The 16,566-nt window shown below is 65.6% G+C and carries 20 protein-coding genes; 15 read left to right on the forward strand and 5 right to left on the reverse strand.

Going from position 1 to position 16,566, the window contains the following annotated elements; genetic code table 11:
- Window positions 1–38 precede the first annotated feature (38 nt).
- Window positions 39–1,520, forward strand: a complete 1,482-nt coding sequence (hydA, locus tag NKF27_RS19140) for a dihydropyrimidinase (protein ID WP_301271163.1) — start codon at window positions 39–41, stop codon at window positions 1,518–1,520.
- A 740-nt stretch (window positions 1,521–2,260) separates the two neighbouring features.
- Here the strand turns inward: hydA and NKF27_RS19145 are convergent.
- The 3 genes from NKF27_RS19145 to NKF27_RS19155 form a co-directional block, all read right to left on the reverse strand.
- Window positions 2,261–2,845, reverse strand: coding sequence for a DUF4202 domain-containing protein (locus NKF27_RS19145; RefSeq protein WP_253554344.1), 585 nt, complete (start codon window positions 2,843–2,845; stop codon window positions 2,261–2,263).
- Between the two features lie 57 nt (window positions 2,846–2,902).
- Window positions 2,903–3,190 carry a hypothetical protein gene (locus NKF27_RS19150; protein WP_253554346.1) on the reverse strand — a complete coding sequence of 96 codons (288 nt, stop codon included), beginning with the start codon at window positions 3,188–3,190 and terminating at the stop codon, window positions 2,903–2,905.
- A gap of 362 nt (window positions 3,191–3,552) precedes the next feature.
- The gene (locus NKF27_RS19155; RefSeq protein ID WP_052704403.1) at window positions 3,553–4,101 is read right to left on the reverse strand and encodes an outer membrane beta-barrel protein; all 549 of its coding nucleotides are present in this window, start codon (window positions 4,099–4,101) and stop codon (window positions 3,553–3,555) included.
- Window positions 4,102–4,348: 247 nt separating this feature from the next.
- Between NKF27_RS19155 and NKF27_RS19160 the strand changes: the two genes are divergently transcribed.
- Genes NKF27_RS19160 through NKF27_RS19175 form a run of 4 tightly spaced genes read left to right on the forward strand, consistent with a single transcriptional unit; the run spans window position 4,349 to window position 7,294 of the window.
- The gene (locus NKF27_RS19160) at window positions 4,349–4,489 is read left to right on the forward strand and encodes a hypothetical protein (RefSeq protein ID WP_181248609.1); all 141 of its coding nucleotides are present in this window, start codon (window positions 4,349–4,351) and stop codon (window positions 4,487–4,489) included.
- Entirely contained in the window at window positions 4,489–5,208 is a 720-nt protein-coding gene (locus NKF27_RS19165; RefSeq protein ID WP_253554348.1) for a metal ABC transporter ATP-binding protein, read from the forward strand. The genes NKF27_RS19160 and NKF27_RS19165 overlap by 1 nt, the downstream gene beginning before the upstream one ends.
- Window positions 5,209–6,111 carry a metal ABC transporter permease gene (locus NKF27_RS19170; protein ID WP_108132148.1) on the forward strand — a complete coding sequence of 301 codons (903 nt, stop codon included), beginning with the start codon at window positions 5,209–5,211 and terminating at the stop codon, window positions 6,109–6,111. It abuts the gene before it with no gap.
- Between the two features lie 40 nt (window positions 6,112–6,151).
- Window positions 6,152–7,294 carry a zinc ABC transporter substrate-binding protein gene (locus tag NKF27_RS19175; protein WP_253554351.1) on the forward strand — a complete coding sequence of 381 codons (1,143 nt, stop codon included), beginning with the start codon at window positions 6,152–6,154 and terminating at the stop codon, window positions 7,292–7,294.
- Between the two features lie 150 nt (window positions 7,295–7,444).
- Here NKF27_RS19175 and NKF27_RS19180 read toward each other — a convergent pair whose 3' ends face one another.
- Window positions 7,445–8,410 (reverse strand): ABC transporter substrate-binding protein, encoded by a 966-nt coding sequence (locus tag NKF27_RS19180; RefSeq protein ID WP_253554353.1) that lies wholly within the window; start codon window positions 8,408–8,410, stop codon window positions 7,445–7,447.
- Between the two features lie 166 nt (window positions 8,411–8,576).
- On the opposite strand from NKF27_RS19180, the gene NKF27_RS19185 reads away from it, so the two are divergent.
- The 10 genes from NKF27_RS19185 to thiE all read left to right on the forward strand — a co-directional run bounded on the left by NKF27_RS19185 (window position 8,577) and on the right by thiE (window position 15,795).
- Window positions 8,577–8,921 carry a hypothetical protein gene (locus NKF27_RS19185; protein ID WP_045993496.1) on the forward strand — a complete coding sequence of 115 codons (345 nt, stop codon included), beginning with the start codon at window positions 8,577–8,579 and terminating at the stop codon, window positions 8,919–8,921.
- A gap of 232 nt (window positions 8,922–9,153) precedes the next feature.
- The gene (locus tag NKF27_RS19190; protein ID WP_240184218.1) at window positions 9,154–9,600 is read left to right on the forward strand and encodes a C40 family peptidase; all 447 of its coding nucleotides are present in this window, start codon (window positions 9,154–9,156) and stop codon (window positions 9,598–9,600) included.
- 91 nt (window positions 9,601–9,691) lie between these two features.
- Window positions 9,692–10,330, forward strand: coding sequence for a peroxiredoxin (locus NKF27_RS19195; protein WP_108132145.1), 639 nt, complete (start codon window positions 9,692–9,694; stop codon window positions 10,328–10,330).
- 232 nt (window positions 10,331–10,562) lie between these two features.
- The gene (locus NKF27_RS19200) at window positions 10,563–11,609 is read left to right on the forward strand and encodes an ABC transporter substrate-binding protein (RefSeq protein ID WP_253554355.1); all 1,047 of its coding nucleotides are present in this window, start codon (window positions 10,563–10,565) and stop codon (window positions 11,607–11,609) included.
- The gene (locus NKF27_RS19205; RefSeq protein WP_253554357.1) at window positions 11,606–12,367 is read left to right on the forward strand and encodes an ABC transporter permease; all 762 of its coding nucleotides are present in this window, start codon (window positions 11,606–11,608) and stop codon (window positions 12,365–12,367) included. The genes NKF27_RS19200 and NKF27_RS19205 overlap by 4 nt, the downstream gene beginning before the upstream one ends.
- Window positions 12,355–13,143 carry an ABC transporter ATP-binding protein gene (locus NKF27_RS19210; protein ID WP_253554358.1) on the forward strand — a complete coding sequence of 263 codons (789 nt, stop codon included), beginning with the start codon at window positions 12,355–12,357 and terminating at the stop codon, window positions 13,141–13,143. The genes NKF27_RS19205 and NKF27_RS19210 overlap by 13 nt, the downstream gene beginning before the upstream one ends.
- The gene (locus NKF27_RS19215) at window positions 13,140–13,475 is read left to right on the forward strand and encodes a hypothetical protein (RefSeq protein ID WP_045993500.1); all 336 of its coding nucleotides are present in this window, start codon (window positions 13,140–13,142) and stop codon (window positions 13,473–13,475) included. Before NKF27_RS19210 ends, NKF27_RS19215 begins: the two co-directional genes overlap by 4 nt.
- Before the next feature lie 363 nt (window positions 13,476–13,838).
- Window positions 13,839–14,126 carry a hypothetical protein gene (locus NKF27_RS19220; RefSeq protein ID WP_045993501.1) on the forward strand — a complete coding sequence of 96 codons (288 nt, stop codon included), beginning with the start codon at window positions 13,839–13,841 and terminating at the stop codon, window positions 14,124–14,126.
- A 148-nt stretch (window positions 14,127–14,274) separates the two neighbouring features.
- Window positions 14,275–15,093: a hydroxyethylthiazole kinase gene (gene thiM, locus NKF27_RS19225; RefSeq protein WP_253554360.1), complete on the forward strand. Its 819-nt coding sequence runs from the start codon at window positions 14,275–14,277 to the stop codon at window positions 15,091–15,093.
- Window positions 15,094–15,132: 39 nt separating this feature from the next.
- Window positions 15,133–15,795 (forward strand): thiamine phosphate synthase, encoded by a 663-nt coding sequence (thiE, locus tag NKF27_RS19230; RefSeq protein ID WP_301271164.1) that lies wholly within the window; start codon window positions 15,133–15,135, stop codon window positions 15,793–15,795.
- Between the two features lie 46 nt (window positions 15,796–15,841).
- Here the strand turns inward: thiE and NKF27_RS19235 are convergent, their stop codons facing one another.
- Window positions 15,842–16,405 carry a cytochrome b/b6 domain-containing protein gene (locus NKF27_RS19235; protein ID WP_253554362.1) on the reverse strand — a complete coding sequence of 188 codons (564 nt, stop codon included), beginning with the start codon at window positions 16,403–16,405 and terminating at the stop codon, window positions 15,842–15,844.
- Window positions 16,406–16,566 lie beyond the last annotated feature (161 nt).

Here is a 16,566-nt window from a genome sequence, read left to right on the forward strand (position 1 = left end):
ATATCCGCCACGCCTTGGCACCAAGCACCTGAACAACAATGAATAACTCCGGCGCGAGCCGGTCTCTGGAGAGCAAGATGCAACGCCTCGATACTCTGATCACCAACGCCACCGTGATCACCGCCGCCGACCGCTTTGTCGCCGATATCGGCATTCGCGACGGGCGTATCGTCGCCCTCGGCGAAGGACTCGCCGAGGGTGCAGGCCCAGTCGGCGAGACCATCGACGCCAGCGGCCTGTGGGTGATGCCCGGCGGCATCGACGCCCACTGCCACCTGGCCCAGCCGCTGGGTGACGGCGCGGTGATGGCCGATGACTTCGCCAGCGGTACCCGCTCGGCGGCGGCCGGTGGCACCACCACGGTGATTCCCTTCGCCGCCCAGTTCAAGGGACAGTCGCTGCGCGCGGCGGTGGAGGACTACCACCGCGAGAGCGACGGCAAGGCGATGATCGACTACGCCTTTCACATGATCGTCACCGACCCCAACCAGACGGTGCTGCGCGAGGAGCTGCCGGCGCTGATCGAGGAGGGTTACAGCTCGTTCAAGATCTACCTGACCTACGACGACCTGAAGCTCAACGACCGCGAGGTGCTCGAGGTGCTGGCGCTGGCCCGCCGCGAGGGCGCCATGGTCATGGTCCACGCCGAAAACGCCGACTGCATCGCCTACCTGACCGAACTGCTGGAAGCCCAGGGCCACACCGCCCCGCGCTACCACGCCGAGGCCCACTCCTCCATCGCCGAACGCGAGGCCACCCACCGCGCGATCTCGCTGGCCGAGCTGATCGACGTACCGCTGCTGATCGTCCACGTTTCCGGCCCCCAGGCGATCGAGCAGATCCGCTGGGCCCAGAGCCGTGGCCTGCGGGTCTACGGCGAAACCTGCCCCCAGTACCTGATGCTGACCGCCGATGACCTGGACCAGGACGGCTTCGAAGGCGCCAAGTGCGTGTGCAGCCCTCCGCCCCGGGACCCGGCGGCCCAGCAGGCGGTGTGGGAGGCGCTGGAAAGCGGTGTTTTCCAGGTGTTCTCGTCGGACCACGCGCCCTTCCGCTACGAGGACGACAAGGGCAAGAAGCTGCATGGCGAGGAGGCGAGTTTTTCCTGCATCCCCAACGGTATTCCGGGGCTCGAGACGCGCCTGGCGATCCTGTTCTCGGAGGGCGTGGTCAAGCAGCGCATCGACGCCACCCGCTTCGTCGCGCTGACCGCCACCAACCCGGCCAAGATCTACGGCCTTTATCCGCGCAAGGGCACCATCGCCGTGGGCAGCGACGCCGACCTGACCCTATGGGACCCCGAGGCCCGGGTCACGGTGCGCAACGACGACCTGCACCACGCGGTGGACTACACCCCCTACGAGGGCCTGGAGCTGACCGGGCGGGTGGTCTTGGCGCTGTGCCGAGGCCAGATCGTCGCCCGCGACGGCAAGCCCTGCGGCCAAGCCGGTGACGGCCAGTTCCTGCGCTGCGACAAGCCCACCCCGGCGAGGCCCAGAGGGCAGGCCAAGGGGTTCTAGGCTTCATACAAAAAGTCGACGATCGATGGTTAGACAAGGCAAGAATCGGCTACAAACCGCCTGATGTGATGTTTGTGGCCGATTGGGAGAGATGGTGTCTAGGCAACATCCAGCAGAGAACCTGAGGACTGGCACCATGGCTGCTACGCTCCACCATGTTGTGCTCGGCGCTTGCGTCCTCAGGCGACTCCTGCGGGCCGACGGCCCCTCGTGGAGACCAGGACGCCATGGAGCTACAATGGATGTCAGGCATCATCGGGAGAAGGCGCTGCTGGAGGCATCTGAAAAGGTCACAACAGGGGTCATCATTGGCTCTACCATTGGCGCCCTTCAACCCCAGGGCCCAGATGGCCACTTCCCTGGTCGCCATTGGGCTTGGCATGCTGCTGATGGCACTGATCGCGTACCGGCTAGGCTCCCTTCGAGCCAATGAGGACGCGACAGAGGAGGGTAATGCATGACACTCAACGAACTCCTGCTTGGCGCCGCCATCGGCCTGTCGCCTGCACTGGTCTATCTGGTCGGCATGCTGATCATGCGCCTTCAGGACCTGCGCAGGCATCCGTAACTCGACCGACACCCCCTGATTTTGGTGATATCAACCGACATCGGCCACAACCTGTGGCCAATGTAACGGCTTGGCGTATTGCCAAGGTGCTTTAGCGTCGATCAGTCACCGTTCGCCCCCGGCAGACGGTTGGCAAAGCCAGCTCAGGGCTCGCGCCGCAGAGGGACTACGGCTACCCCAGCGCTTCCTCGACGATGGCGCGGGCCTCGTCGCTCATGGGCAGGCCCAATGCGAGCTGGTGGGCGGCGGGGGACATCTTCTTCCAGGTCATCTGGACGATGCGGATCAGGTGGTCGTGATCGACCTGACGCGAGAAGTCGGCGAAGTAGTTCTCGAGGAACACCAGGCAGGCGCAGTCTTCCACCGCCTGGGTGCCGGGGTCGCGCCCCAGTCCCTGCTTGCGGATCATCCGCGCCACCTCGTCGGCGTCAGCGTCGCTGTAGCCGCAGGCCCGCATCACCTCCGCCGCCAGTTGGCCGGCGCGCTTGCCCTGGTCACGTCGCCAGGTCAGGTAGCCGATGCGGCCCTCTTCATAGTCACTGCGCGGCACCTCCCAGCGTTTCAGGTGCTGGTTGTGCACGGCAAGCTGCACCAGCTCCGGTGCTTCGGGATCGAGACGCTCGAGCCAGGCGCTCATGCGCCCGGCGTGCCACAGCTCCTGGGGCTGTGACGCCCCGTCCACCTCCACGCGGCGAGGGTCCTCGGCGTGCAAGGCGTCGAGCCTTGCCTGGGCCTGGTCGATGGGCGTTGTCGTCATGGGATTCCTCGATGGCGTCGATGCGTTGCCCATCATGGTAACCGTCTGACGGCCATCTCAGTAGTCTTGCGCCGCACCATGGCCGCGTAGATGACGGCAGGCCAGCGCCAGCGGCAGCAGAAAGATGGCGAAGCACCACAGCGCGGTGGCGACCGAGACGACAAGCACGAGGCGCGTCCACGGACGCTCAAGGGAAGCCAGCAGCGGGCGTAGCCCCTCGAGCAACACGCCCAGCACGAGGTCCATGCTCGGCAACAGCATGGCATTGAGTACCCCGGCCCAGATCGCCAGGTCGATGGGCACGCCATGGGGCACCAGGCTGACCAGCGCCAGGAGGGCCAGCACGACGAGCGCCATCCAACGACAAATGCGGCGAGGTTCCATCGACAGGGCGGGCATCGGCGGGAACCGGTGGGGCAGCGTGAGCATGGGCAGCACCGAGCAGGGAGATGTTCATACTCTATACTGCTCCTCCCCTACCCCCTTTGACTGACCTTTGTGTGCGTTATCACCTACACGGCAGTCAGCATGATCTACATCACGTTTTGCGCGGTAAGCCCCGTAATTCGGCGCTAGATCGTCAATCGACTAGTACCAACGGCCGATACGTGACACCAAAACAGCGCAGGGCCGACGCTTTGGCGTCGGCCCTGCGGAGTAGTAGAACGCACCTGATGGAAACCGGTACCTGAGTCGCACCGGCCAGGCTAGAAGGTATAGACCACGCTGCCGGTCAGGCTATCGACGTGCCCGATCTCGTCGGCATCGATGCGCTCGACCTCCAGACGCCCGGTCACATCGAACAGCTGCACTCGGGCGCCCAGCCCGAATACCGGGTCGGTGCCGGAGTAATCCTTGTTCAGGCCATTGCCGCTGCGGTCGGCGTCCCAGTCCGCCATACCGGCCTTGCCGTAGACGCCGAAGGGACCAAAGCTGAAACCAGCGATGCCCATGGCCTGCAGGCTCTCCACCTCGAGCCGTGCCGAGGTGCCGTCGACCTCACCGTCGAGCTCACCGCCGTTGAGGTAGGACAGCTCCGCCCCCAGATCGAGGAAGGGCAGCCAGCCGAAGTTGTAGCCGGCAAAGACCTTGGCCGCCGACGCCTCGTCGTCAAAGTCGTCATCGCCCTGCATCTGGCCGGCGCCGACACCGACGTACAAGCCGGTACTGCCGCCCGCCACGCAGTGGGTCGACGTCAGCAGGGCCAGCCCCAGGGCCGCCCCGACCAGCGCCATCCGCCGCAATATCCGTGACATCCTGAAAACTCCGTAGAAACGTTGTCCTGTTGTGCAACACCAGGCACACCTGACACTTTTTTTCAGTCTATCGTGGGAAGACATTCTTTGCAGTACCGATTGAAGGAAAGTTCCGCGCCTGCCTCGAACGATCTGCTGACTACCTCAAGCGGATGACCCGAGGGAGGGAAGTCGTGGAACCCCAGCTATTGTTATGTTATAACTTTCAACCATTTTGCTCGATCGATTCGCCCCGGAGCTATCCTGCATGACCCATCGTCACCGTCCCGAAGGGCCTTGCCACTTCTCGCTGATGTCCCTGTCCATGCGGCGCCGGCTGATGCTGGTGCTGATTCCCCTGTTGCCGCTGTGGCTGGCGGTGTCCTGGTCCGCCGGGTGGTGGCACTGATGTCACGCCTCGTCTTGCATGACCTGCAGTTGGCACGCGGTGGGCGCACCGTGCTCGAACACCTCGAGGGACGCTTTCAGGATGGCGCCATCACCGCGCTCATCGGCGCCAACGGCGCCGGCAAGAGTACCCTGATCCAGGCCATCATGGGCAACCTGACGCCGGTCGCAGGCCGCGTCGAATGCGCCGTCCCGGCGGCGCGCCGCGCCTGGCTGCCGCAGCAGCTGGCGCTGGACCTGAGCTTCCCGATGAGCGTCGAGGAGCTGATCATGACCGGCACCTGGCCGAGTCATGGCGCCTTCAAGGGCTATTGCGCCGCCCACTATCGCCGCGGGCGCGAGATCATGGAGCGCCTAGGGATTTCTCAGCTGGCCCACCGCCCGTTGGGCGAGCTGTCCGGCGGCCAGCGCCAGCGAGCGCTGATCGGTCGGACGCTGATGCAGGAAGCCGAACTGCTGCTGCTCGATGAACCCTTTGCCAACGTCGACGTCGATACCGTCGAGATGCTGATGGACGTGCTGCGCGAGATGGCCGAACAGGGAGCGACCCTGATCATCGTGCTGCACGACATGGAGCAACTGGCACGCCTGGCCGATGATGTCCTGATCCTGTCCCAGGGCCACGGCCGCTGGGCCACGCCGGATGCGCTGGTGGAGCGTCACACCGGTCAATTGACCCGCCCACCTCGACTGCCGCTGACCTTTCCTGGATCTGTCTGAATGCTCGACTCGCTGCTTTCCACCCTGTACCTGTGGCTGATCGCCCCTTTCGACTATGCCTTCATGAGCCGTGCCCTGCTGGCCAGCCTGGCGCTGTCGCTGGCGGCACCGCCGCTGGGGGTCTTCCTGATGCTGCGCGGCATGAGCCTGATCGGTGACGCCATGTCCCACGCCATCCTGCCCGGCGTTGCGCTGGGTTTTCTGATGGCCGGTTTCTCGCTGCCCATCATGAGCCTTGGCGGCATGCTGTCAGGGCTATTGATCGCGCTGTTGGCCGGCAGCGTGTCCCAGCTCACCGGCCACCGGGAAGACTCGGCCATGGCGAGCTTCTTCCTGATCTCGCTGGCGGCCGGTGTGATGCTGGTCGCCCTGGGCGGCAGCAGTGTCGATCTGACCCATGTGCTGTTTGGCTCCATCCTGGCGGTGGACACCACCGCCCTGGTGCTGATCACCGGCATCAGTAGCCTGATCGTGATCACCCTGGCGGTGATCTTCCGCGCCCTGGTGGTGGAATGCCTCGACCCGCTGTTTCTGCGCAGCCAAGGCACCAGAAGCGGTCTGGTCCACGGTGTCTTCCTGGGACTCGTCGTGCTCAACCTTACCGCCGGGTTTCAGACCCTGGGCACGCTGATGGCGGTCGGTCTGATGATGCTGCCGGCCACCACCGCTCGCTTCTGGAGCACGCGCCTCGAGGGCCTGATAGTGCTGTCGGTGGTGATCGCGCTGGGCGCCAGCCTCGGTGGCCTGCTGATTTCCTACCACCTGAGCCTGCCCTCTGGACCGGCCATCATCCTGCTGGCCGGTGTGGCCTATCTGCTGTCGGCGCTGTTTGGCCGCCAGCACAGTCTTTCTGCTCGCCTTCGTCGTCGCGCCACACCGCTGCGCGCCGACGACCACGCCTGACGCGCCCCGCCGTCCCCTGACCAACCGGAGATCAACGTCCATGCCACTGTCACTGCCTCATGCCTTCGTCAAACGCCACGCCTGGATTGCCCTGACGGGACTCGCCCTTGGCCCCCAGGCCGTGGCAGACGAGCCCACCCAGGTGGTCGCCAGCTTCAGTGTATTGGCCGACATGGTACGCAACGTCGGCGGCGACAGGGTCGAGGTCACCTCGCTGGTCGGCCCCGACAGCGACCCCCACGTCTACTCCCCTCGCCCGACCGACGCCAGGGCCCTGGCCGAGGCAGACCTGGTGGTGCTCAACGGCCTGCAGTTCGAGGGCTGGATGACGCGCCTGCTCGACGCCAGCGGCTATCAGGGCAAGACCGTTGTCGCCACGGACGGAGTGCCGCTGCTGGCCTATGGCGGCCAATCACTGCATCGCCAGGACGAGGAAGGGGACGAGCACGACCATAAAGAGCACGACCATGAAGAGCACGACGGCCACGACCATGACAGCCATGAAGAGCACGGCGGACACGGTGATCACGACAGCCATGAAGACCATGAAGATCACGACGGCCACGATGATCACGACAGCCACGACCATGGCGAGTACGACCCCCATGCCTGGCTCGACCTGTCGGCAGGACTGATCTATGTCGCCAATATCCGCGACGGACTGATCGCCGTCGACCCTGACAACAGCGAGCACTACGCGTCCAGGGCCGACAGCTACATGGAGGATATCCAGGCGGCCCACGACCAGGTGCTCGCGCTGCTCGACGACCTGCCGGAACACGCCCAGGTCATCGTCGGCCACGACGCTTTCGGCCACTTCTCTCGGGCCTACGGCATCGACTTCCTGTCGCCGGTCGGTCTGTCCACCGAAGCGGAACCGTCAGCGGCAGATATCGCGCGCATGGTGGACGTCATCCGTGAACGCCAGATTCCGGCGCTGTTTGTCGAGAACATGTCCAGCCCGGCGCTGATGGAACAACTGTCCGAGGAAACCGGCGTGCCCATCGCCGGCTCACTCTACAACGGCGCCCTGTCCGAAGAAGGGATGACGTCTCACTACCTGGGAATGATCCTGCACAATGCCGAGGTGCTGCATCAGGGGTTGGTCGATGCCGAGGGTCATGACCATGACGATAGCCATGACCACCACGATAGCCACGACGACCACGACCACGACCACTGATCCTGTCATCACGACCCGCTCGCTCGACAGTTCGAGTGGACACCACACGCCGTCCTGTCGACCTGCAGAAAACAAAGGACCGCCCTGGGGCGGTCCTTTCGTCTTTCGCTCCAAACGGCGGTCTTCAGTCGACGCTTGAGGCAACCGACATCAGGCTTCGGGGATCTCCAGTGCATCGCGCACCACGGGCCAGGCCTCCTCGCCGTCGCGCGTGGTGACCCCCTCGAGGAAGCCCTTGGTCTCCTCGGGGTGTTCACGCAGCCAATCGACGGCAACCGCCTCCGGCTCGCGCTCTTCGTAGCTGAAGCCACGGATCATGGCGCTCTGGTCATCGGCGGTAAACACCAGCTGATCGAGCAGACGGGTGGCATTGGGGTGGCTCTCGGCCAACTCGCTGCGCACCAGGGTGCGCACGTCGCTGCGGCCGCCTTCCGGGCCCCACATGTCCTCGGGGTCATCCAGATAACGCACGTCGAACTCGATGTTCATCCAGTGCGGGGTCCAGGCGGCGAACACGATCCACTCTTCACGATCGATCGCCGCGTCCACGGCGCTCAGCATGCCTGGCGTCGAGGTCTCGGACAGGTTCCAGTCACCCAGACCGTAGGTGTCCTCATCCACGGCGCTGTTGAGCGAGTCGCTCATGCCGGAGCCCACCTCGATGGAATAGACGGTGCGGTCCAGCTTGTCGGCAAACTCTTCCTTGTCCAGATCCTCCGCCGTTTTCACGCCGGCTTCGTAGACGTAGGTGGGTACGGCAAAACCGAGGCGCGCACCGTCGACGTTGTTGCCAAGGTCCTCGAGCTTGGACTCGCCATCCTCGAAGCTGGCGTCGTACATGCCCTGCTGGGCCGGCAACCAGGCCGCCAGAAAGGCGTCGAGCTCTCCCTGGCGCAGGGCCTGATAGGTGATGGTGGAGCCCAGCTCTTCCTGGACCGGCTCATAACCCAGGGTCTCGAGCAGGGTGGATGCCAGGGCCGTCTTGACCGTTACACCGGGCCAGGCGGGCACGGAAAAACGAACCTGGGCATCTTCCTGGTCCTGAGCGTGGGCGCCGAAGGAAGCCGCGAGCGCGATCGAGGCCGCCAGGGCCAAGGGCATGGAATGGTGTCGCATGGTTCACCTGTCGATAGCTGTAGAAGCCATCAACCATACCGGCTCGGCACACCGCCTCAAGAACGCGCCTTCAACGACTGGGTCACGGCACCGCACTTACCTGTTTGCCAGAAGTCCTTTGCTGGACCAGTCTTAAGAGGCCCGTTTCGCCGGAGGAAACACCAAGATGGCTGACATCGACTACACCCTGGAGCGCCAGATAACCCTCAAGGCACTCGCCAAGGCCTTGTCCCGCGGGTTTTCGCCCATCGTCGAGGTGGAGTCGATGGATGGCATCTACACGGTGCGCTTTCATCACGCCAACGGCACCACAGAGCTTGCCGACGACAAGGGGCGAACCCGCACCTTTCTCGGCACCGGCGAGATCCGCGAGTTACTCGGCGGCGTCGGCCTGACCCATGGCGTCCTGACCTGGACCGACCAGTGCGGTGACGAGATGATCGGCGTGGAGGGCAAGGCCATGACCCCCGACGAGATGCTGGCCAACGGCACACGCATCTCCTTTCGTTAGGGCACACGTATCTCCTGTCGTCAGGGGGCATCGGCCAGTCGGTTGCGTCCGCCCCTGGTCGCCTTGTCATTGTCGTTGTCGCTACGCCTGCGGCGCCAGCGACACATTACGCCTCGGCCCCCTTGGCCTGCCTGGTAGGGCGGAGTACCGTAGAGGGCGCCTCGTCTGTGCAGGGAAAGCCGCAATGACCACTTCGATGCCGTGGTACACCAGGTCCTCTTGGACAGCCCTGATGGCACTGCTGCTGGTGCTGCTGGGGGGCTGTGCCTCGGCCCCGCTGAGCACCGATGACGGCGGCCAGGGACTGTCCATGGAACGTGCCCTGATCCTGTCCGAGGCGCGCAGCGCCGTCGGCACCCCCTACCGGTTCGGCGGCAACGATCCGCGCGGGCTGGACTGTTCCGGCCTGGCCCAGATGACGTATTCCCGGGCGGGTATCCCCTTGCCGCGCTCATCCCGTGAGCAATACCGGCGCCTGCCGCCCATCGACGAGGCACGGCCGGGTGACCTTCTGTTCTTCGCTACCGGCAAGGGTCCCGGGGTCAGCCATGTCGGCATCTACGCCGGCGACGATGTGATGATCCACGCGCCCGGACGCGGGCGAACGGTCACCACCACCTCGCTGTCCATAGACTATTGGCAGGATCGCTTCGTCGGGGCGGCCGCGCCGGCGCCCTGACACTCGCCGCCACGAGGCCGCGCCCCGGTCTCACCGATCGACCCGACGGGTCCGTCCGGGCCCGTCGCCATCAACCGCCAAGGAGACGACCATGACGCTACGACTGGGTGATACCGCACCGGACTTCACACAGGAAAGCACCGCCGGCACCATTCACTTTCATGAGTGGGCCGGTGACAGCTGGGTCATCCTGTTCTCTCACCCCAAGGACTTCACCCCGGTGTGCACCACCGAACTCGGGGAAGTGTCGCGCCTCAAGGGTGAATTCGACAAACGCAACGCCAAGGCCATCGGCCTGTCGGTGGATCCCATCGAGGATCACCACGCCTGGGCCGGCGATATCGAGGACACCCAGGGCCACGGGCTCAACTTCCCGCTGCTCGCCGACGCCGATCGCAAGGTCAGTGACCTCTACGACATGATCCACCCCAACGCCAACGACACCCTGACGGTGCGAAGCGTATTCATCATCGATCCGGCCAAGAAGGTGCGCCTGACGCTGACCTACCCGGCCAGCACCGGACGCAACTTCGACGAGATCCTGAGGGTGCTGGACAGCCTGCAGCTGACCGACGGCTACAAGGTGGCGACCCCGGTGAACTGGAACCATGGCGACCGTTGCATCATCGTGCCCGCCGTCTCCAACGACGAGGCCAAGACCCTGTTCCCAGAGGGCTGGGACGAACAGCGTCCGTACCTGCGTTTTGTCAAACAGCCCGGCAAAAAGTAACCAGCAACAGGACTGAGACCGTCCGAGGGGGACGAACAGCGCCCCCTCTCTATCTACCGCTACGTCAGACAGCCTACCCCCTCAGCGATGGCCGCCCCGGGCGGCCATCGTCGTGTCGGCGTCTTCCGACGCCTAATAAGCATATAACGGATTGATCGCACGCCTGCGTGTCGCCCTCGTCCCCCGGTCGTTATCATGCTGATCATTAACTTCATTGCTCCGGGAGGGCTCCATGCCCCAGCTCCTTTACCGCTGGCTGACCGCCGCCGCCCTGCTTCTGCCTGGTACCGCCATCGCCGCCGACGAAGGTCCGCTGGAGGTTGGTTATATGCCGATCCTGCCGGTGGCTCAGCTATTCGTGATGGAGGGCGAAGGCTGGACCGAAGAGGCCGGCCTGGAACTTGAGCTGACACGCTTTTCCAGCGGGCCGGCGATGGTCCAGGCGCTGGCCTCGGGGGATCTCGACGTCATGTACTTCGGTATCGGCCCGGCCATGGTGGCTCGCGCCAACGGTGTACCGATCAAGGTACTGGCGGCCGCCATCCAGGAGCAGATCGGCCTGGTCGCCCGCGGCGAACTGGCCAGCCTGATGGCCGACGCCGACCCGGCCCAGGCCATCGCCGACTTTACCGAGCGCGAAGGCCGTCGGCCCAAGATCGCCACCTTCCCCAAGGGCTCGGTACCCGACACGGTATTGCGCTACTGGCTGGACGAACGCCTGGGCATCGGCAGTGACGCCGTCGAGATCGTCGCCATGGGCGCCGATCGTGTCCAGCAGGCGCTGCTGGCCGGTGCAGTGGACGCCGCCTCGACCCTGGAGCCGATACTCTCCACCGTGACCGAACGCCTCGACGACGCCCAGATCGTGGCCCACGCCTCGGACATGTTGCCGGGTCAACCCGGCGCGGTGCTGGCAGCACGCGAAAGCCTGCTCGAACAGCGCCCCGATGCCGTCAGCACCTTGCTCGAACTTCACCTGCGAGCGACCCACGCCCTGGTCGATACGCCACAGCAGGTCGCCCCCTCGGTGCGCGAGTTCGTCGGCAAGCGTCTGGTGCCGCTGGAAACCGTAGAGGCTGCACTGTCCTCGCCCTTCGCCAACTACGGCGCCGATCCCCACGCGATCGTCGAGGGCACCCGCACCATGCATGACTTCCAGCTGGCCAACGGCACCCTCAAGCAGGGCCTCGACATCGACACTCTGTTCGACACCCGCTGGTACGACGACCTGGTCGCAAGCGCTGACGCAGACGCCGAAGAAGGCGACACGAGCCCATGAAGTCGGTATCTCGTAGCCGGCGCACCGGCCTCGGTGCGCTGGGGCTCGTCGCCTTTGTGGCACTCTGGGAGATCTCACTGCGCCTGGGGCTGCTGCCCGGCAATCTGGTCCCGCTGCCCACTGCGATCCCGACGGTCTTCTGGGGCGAGGTGGTCGACGGCATCTGGTGGGAAGTCGTCAGCTCGAGCCTGTCTCACTACAGCGTAGGGGTGGCCATCGGCTCGCTGGCAGGCATCGCCATGGGCGTAGCGGCGGCTCTGCTGCCGGTATTCGACGCCCTGCACGCCTGGCTGGCGCGCCTGCTGCGCCCGATCCCGCCACTGGCCTGGATCCCTTTCGCCATCATCTGGTTCGGGATCACGCCATCGGCGGCAGCCTTCATCATCAGTATCGGGGTGTTCTGGATCAACTACTTCGCCAGCTACAGCGCGGTGCGTGCGGTGGACCCCGGCTATGACGAGGTAGCCAGGGCCTTCGGCCAGGGTTCGCTGCTGGCCCGCCTGACCAAGGTCAGCCTGCCCGCGGCGGCCCCCGGCATCCTCGGTGGCCTGCGCGCCGGCCTCGGCCAGGGCTGGATGACCGTGGTCGCGGCCGAACTGTTCGGCATTCCCGGCATCGGCCAGCGCATGATGGAGGCCTCGGGCCTGCTGGCCACCGATATCGTGGTGGTCTACATGCTGACCATTGCGGCGCTCTACGCCCTGTTCGACCTGGGCTTCCTGCATCTGCAAAAAAGGCTGCTGATATGGACACCCTGACAGCCGAACGCAACGCCGACGCCTGCGTGCTCAAGGCCCATGACCTGGCCTTGGGCTTCGGCGGCCAGCGTGTGCTCGAACATGTCGACCTGCGCCTGGCTCCACGGGAGTTCATCGCCATCGTCGGTGCCTCCGGGGTCGGCAAGTCGACCCTGCTGCGGGCACTCTGCGGCCTGCTGCCGGCGGTGGCAGGCGAGCGCTGGCTGGACGAGAGCCCACGTGATGGAGCGCGGCCCTGGTCGATGGTCTTCCAGGCGCCGCGGCTGTTTCCCTGGCGACGCATCCGCGCCAATGTGGCGCTCGGGCTCGAGGGACTGGGGCTGTCCCGGGAGGAGCGCCAGCGCCGCGCCCTTGCGCCGCTGGAGCTGGTCGGCCTGGGTGACATGGCCGAGCGCTTTCCTTCCACCCTGTCCGGCGGCCAGCAACAGCGTGTCGGCATTGCCCGGGCGCTGGCAGTAAAGCCCCGGGTGCTGTTCATGGACGAGCCCTTCTCGGCGCTGGATGCGATCACTCGCCGTCGCCTGCAGAACGAGTTGATCGACCTGCGCCAGCGCACCGAGGCCGCCATCGTCTTCGTTACCCACGACATCGAAGAGGCGGTGCTGCTGGCCGACCGGGTGATGGTGCTCGGTGGACACCAGGGCGGGGGCCCGGCGCGGGTCATCGACACCCTCGAGATCACGCTGCCCACCGACAATCGCCGTGAGCATGCCGACTTCGGCGCCCAGGTCCATCATCTGGAAACATTGATCGGCGCCGCCCCGGAGGCGTCATGAGCGATACCGGCCTGCCCCCCCGTGAAGCGGGCGATTCACGCTTGAAGGTGATGCTTCACGCTCCCTGCGCCGAGAGTCTTGCCCGCGCCAGGCGCAATGCCCGCAACCTCAAGGCCGCCAGCCCCGAGGCCGAGGTGCTGATCATCACCAACGCCGGCGGTGTGGCCGCCGCCGTCGCCACCCCGGACGACACCGACGCATGGTTAAGACTGTGTCGCAACAGTCTCGACGCCCAGGGCATCGTCGACACCCGGGGACTGGCCATCGTCGAGGCAGCGGTACTCACCCTGGCCGAGGGCCAGCGCCAGGGCTGGGCCTATATCCGCGCCTGACGCACGCGTTTGATCCACGTCCAGACAGACCGCCTTGGCAGGAGGCCATTGCGGTCGCCCTTGCTGGTCACCCTTGCAGGTCGCCCTTGCAGGTCGCCCTTGCAGGTCGCCCTTGAAGGCGAGAACGGAGCCAGGCGCGACGCGCCCTCTGCCCCCCAAGATTCCCACGCTCTGCCAATGGCGTTCGACCAATGTCGCAGCTCGCCGACTGAACATTTTGCAGATTCGCGCATCAGACCTTGTCACAAATCTTTCAATAAAGCTTAAGCGCGCGTTAAGGCAAAGCCGCTACGCTGCAGCCCTAGCGATGGTGTCAGTAGTTGTCTTCTGGCCCGCCCCCTGCACCGACAAGGAATTCCGAACATGCCCTTCCTACAGCAGGTCTCCCGTACTCGCCCCCGCTTCGCCACCAAGGGGCTTCTTCGTATCTCTCTGGCCCTGGTCGGCGGCCTCGCCCTGATGGCCTTCTGGTCGTCCATCAGCCTGCCCCTCGGCAGCCTCAGCCTGATTCTCGGTGGCCTCGCCCTGTGGCCCCGAACCGCAAGCTCGGAGCGTCGAGACGACGCCACAGACAGCGGCAACGGCGTACCGGTTCGCGAGCTCGCTCTCGCCGCCCTGGGGGTATTGATCGCGCTGCAATTGCTGGGCTGACGCCCGGCGAGCTGTCGCGGTTCACCGTCTCCCGGCTCAAGGGGGATATCTCAGACCATCGCCGCTTTACAGCGGCGCGCAGTGACCGGATCATGACTCCCTGCAAGGCGACCCTCGCCGCCTTCGTCCAACGCCAGGGAGGCCTGTCATGACGACGACACTCACCGGCGCCGACATCGGCGCACGGCTGACCCGGCTGCGCCAGGCGGCGCCGCTGGTCCATAGCCTGACCAACTACGTGGCCATGAACAGCGCCGCCAATGTGCTGCTGGCCGTGGGCGCTTCACCGGCCATGGTCCATGCGCGTGAGGAAGCGGCCGAGTTCGCGGCATTGGCCGACGCTGTGCTGATCAATATCGGTACGCTCTCGCCTCACTGGGTCGAGGCCATGATCGAGGCTGCCACCAGTGCCGGCGAGCACCAGACTCCCTGGGTGCTCGACCCCGTTGCCGTTGGCGCCACCGCCTATCGGCGAGAGTCTGCCGCCAGGCTGCTGGACTTGAGGCCCAGCGTCATTCGCGGCAACGCCTCGGAGATCATCGCCCTGGCCGAGGACGGTCTTGGCGGGCGCGGCGTCGACTCCACAGCCGCCAGCGACGACGCCGTGCAGGCGGCCGTCGCCCTGGCCCGGCGCCAGGAGGCGGTGGTAGCGGTAACCGGTGAGGTCGATCTGGTCACCGACGGCCGGCGGCTGGTGCGCGTGCCCGGTGGACACCCGCTGATGCCCCGCGTGACGGCGCTGGGCTGCGCCCTGTCCGGTGTGGTCGCGGCCTTTCTCGCCGCCGATCAGGATCCGCTGGTCGCCACCTGCGCGGCCCTGGCCTGTTATGGCGAAGCCGGCAGTCGCGCCGGCCGCACCGCCCAGGGTCCTGGCAGCTTCGCCGTCGCCTTTATCGACGCCTTGCATCAGCTCAATCCCGAGACGCTGTTACGGCGGGAACCTCTCGCCATCGAGTCTCTCGACTGACCCGACCGCCCTACCCGATTCATGTACCAGGAGCCCCTCGTGACCCACTCTCCTCGACGCCTTGATGCGCGCCTGTTCGACCCCCGCAGCCTTCGCCTCTATCTGGTCACCGACCCCGGGCTGTGCGCATCCATGGGGATTGAAGCGACGGTGGAGGCGGCGGTACGCGGCGGAGTCAGCCTGGTGCAGCTACGTGACAAGACCGCCAGCGATGACGAACTGGTGCAACTGGCGCGCCGACTGAAACCGGCGCTGGCCGAACACGGGGTTCCTCTGGTCATCAATGACCGTGTCCAGGTCGCGCTAAAGGCACAGGTCGACGGCGTGCATCTGGGGCAGGACGACGGCGATGTGGGCGAAGCCCGCCGCCTGCTTGGCGAGACGGCGATCATCGGCCTGTCGGTGCAGCACCCCGACCAGCTGTCGCGCCTGGATGTCCAGGCACTGGACTACCTGGGACTCGGACCGGTATTCGCCACGCCGACCAAGAGCGACCACGCCACGCCGCTGGGCTTCGATGGTCTTGCCTCGCTGGTGGCGGCGAGCCCGCTGCCCAGCGTGGCCATCGGCGGGCTCAAGCGCGAGCACGCCTCGGCGGTGCGTCAAAGCGGCGCCGATGGCATGGCCGTGGTCTCCGCCATCTGCGGCCAGGCGGACCCGGCGTGCGCCGCGAGGGACCTGCTGACGGCCTGGGAAGGCTGAACCGGCCCGGGAGCCCGGCCAGGCAGCCCACCGCCGAACGCGACCCTCAGACGCGAGGCCTGACCCTTCGACGCCCATGGACCATTGCGGCGATCAGGTTGTCGCCCAGTCGTCGCCCCTCCAGGATGGCACCGCCCACGTGCAACGGCACCAGACACAGTACCGCCGTGGCGAGGCCCTCGTGCAGCTCCTCCATCCAGTGCACATCGTGGAAACGCTCGGTGTGCACCATCAAGATGCCGGTGGTACCGAGCCCCACCAGCAAGGCCAGCATCAGCAACATCATCACCGCCCCCAGCGGGGTATGGGTGATGCGCCGTGGCGAACTGTCTTCCTTTGCTTCCTCTGCTGCGGCCTGTCTCTTGAGCGCCGCTCCGAGCCGGGTCGGGGTCGGCCAGAAACTCGACCAGCGCGCCGACCAGGGCCCCACCAACCCCCAGACGACACGCAGCCCTATCAGCCCCATCAGGGTGTAGCCGATATAGCGGTGAGGGCCGATTTCGGCGTAATTGAGGGCGAACCCCAGCACCAGCGCCCAGTGAAAGATGCGGACCAACGGGTCCCACACCTTGATCTGCCGGCCTTTTGAATGTGACGGAATCGATGACATCGTCCTGCTCCCTGAAGGTGATACGCCTTATCGCGTAACAGGCAGCCTGACGGCAGCAACTTAAGACAGACTTAGGGCAGCAGGCACCCCCTCCTCGGCAGCATGATGTCGGTCAACCTCGATGCCTGTTCCATCCAATGTCCGGTCCACCCGGTCTGACC

This window comes from Halomonas sp. DN3, assembly GCF_024137905.1.
In the GTDB taxonomy this organism is placed as follows: domain Bacteria; phylum Pseudomonadota; class Gammaproteobacteria; order Pseudomonadales; family Halomonadaceae; genus Halomonas; species Halomonas litopenaei.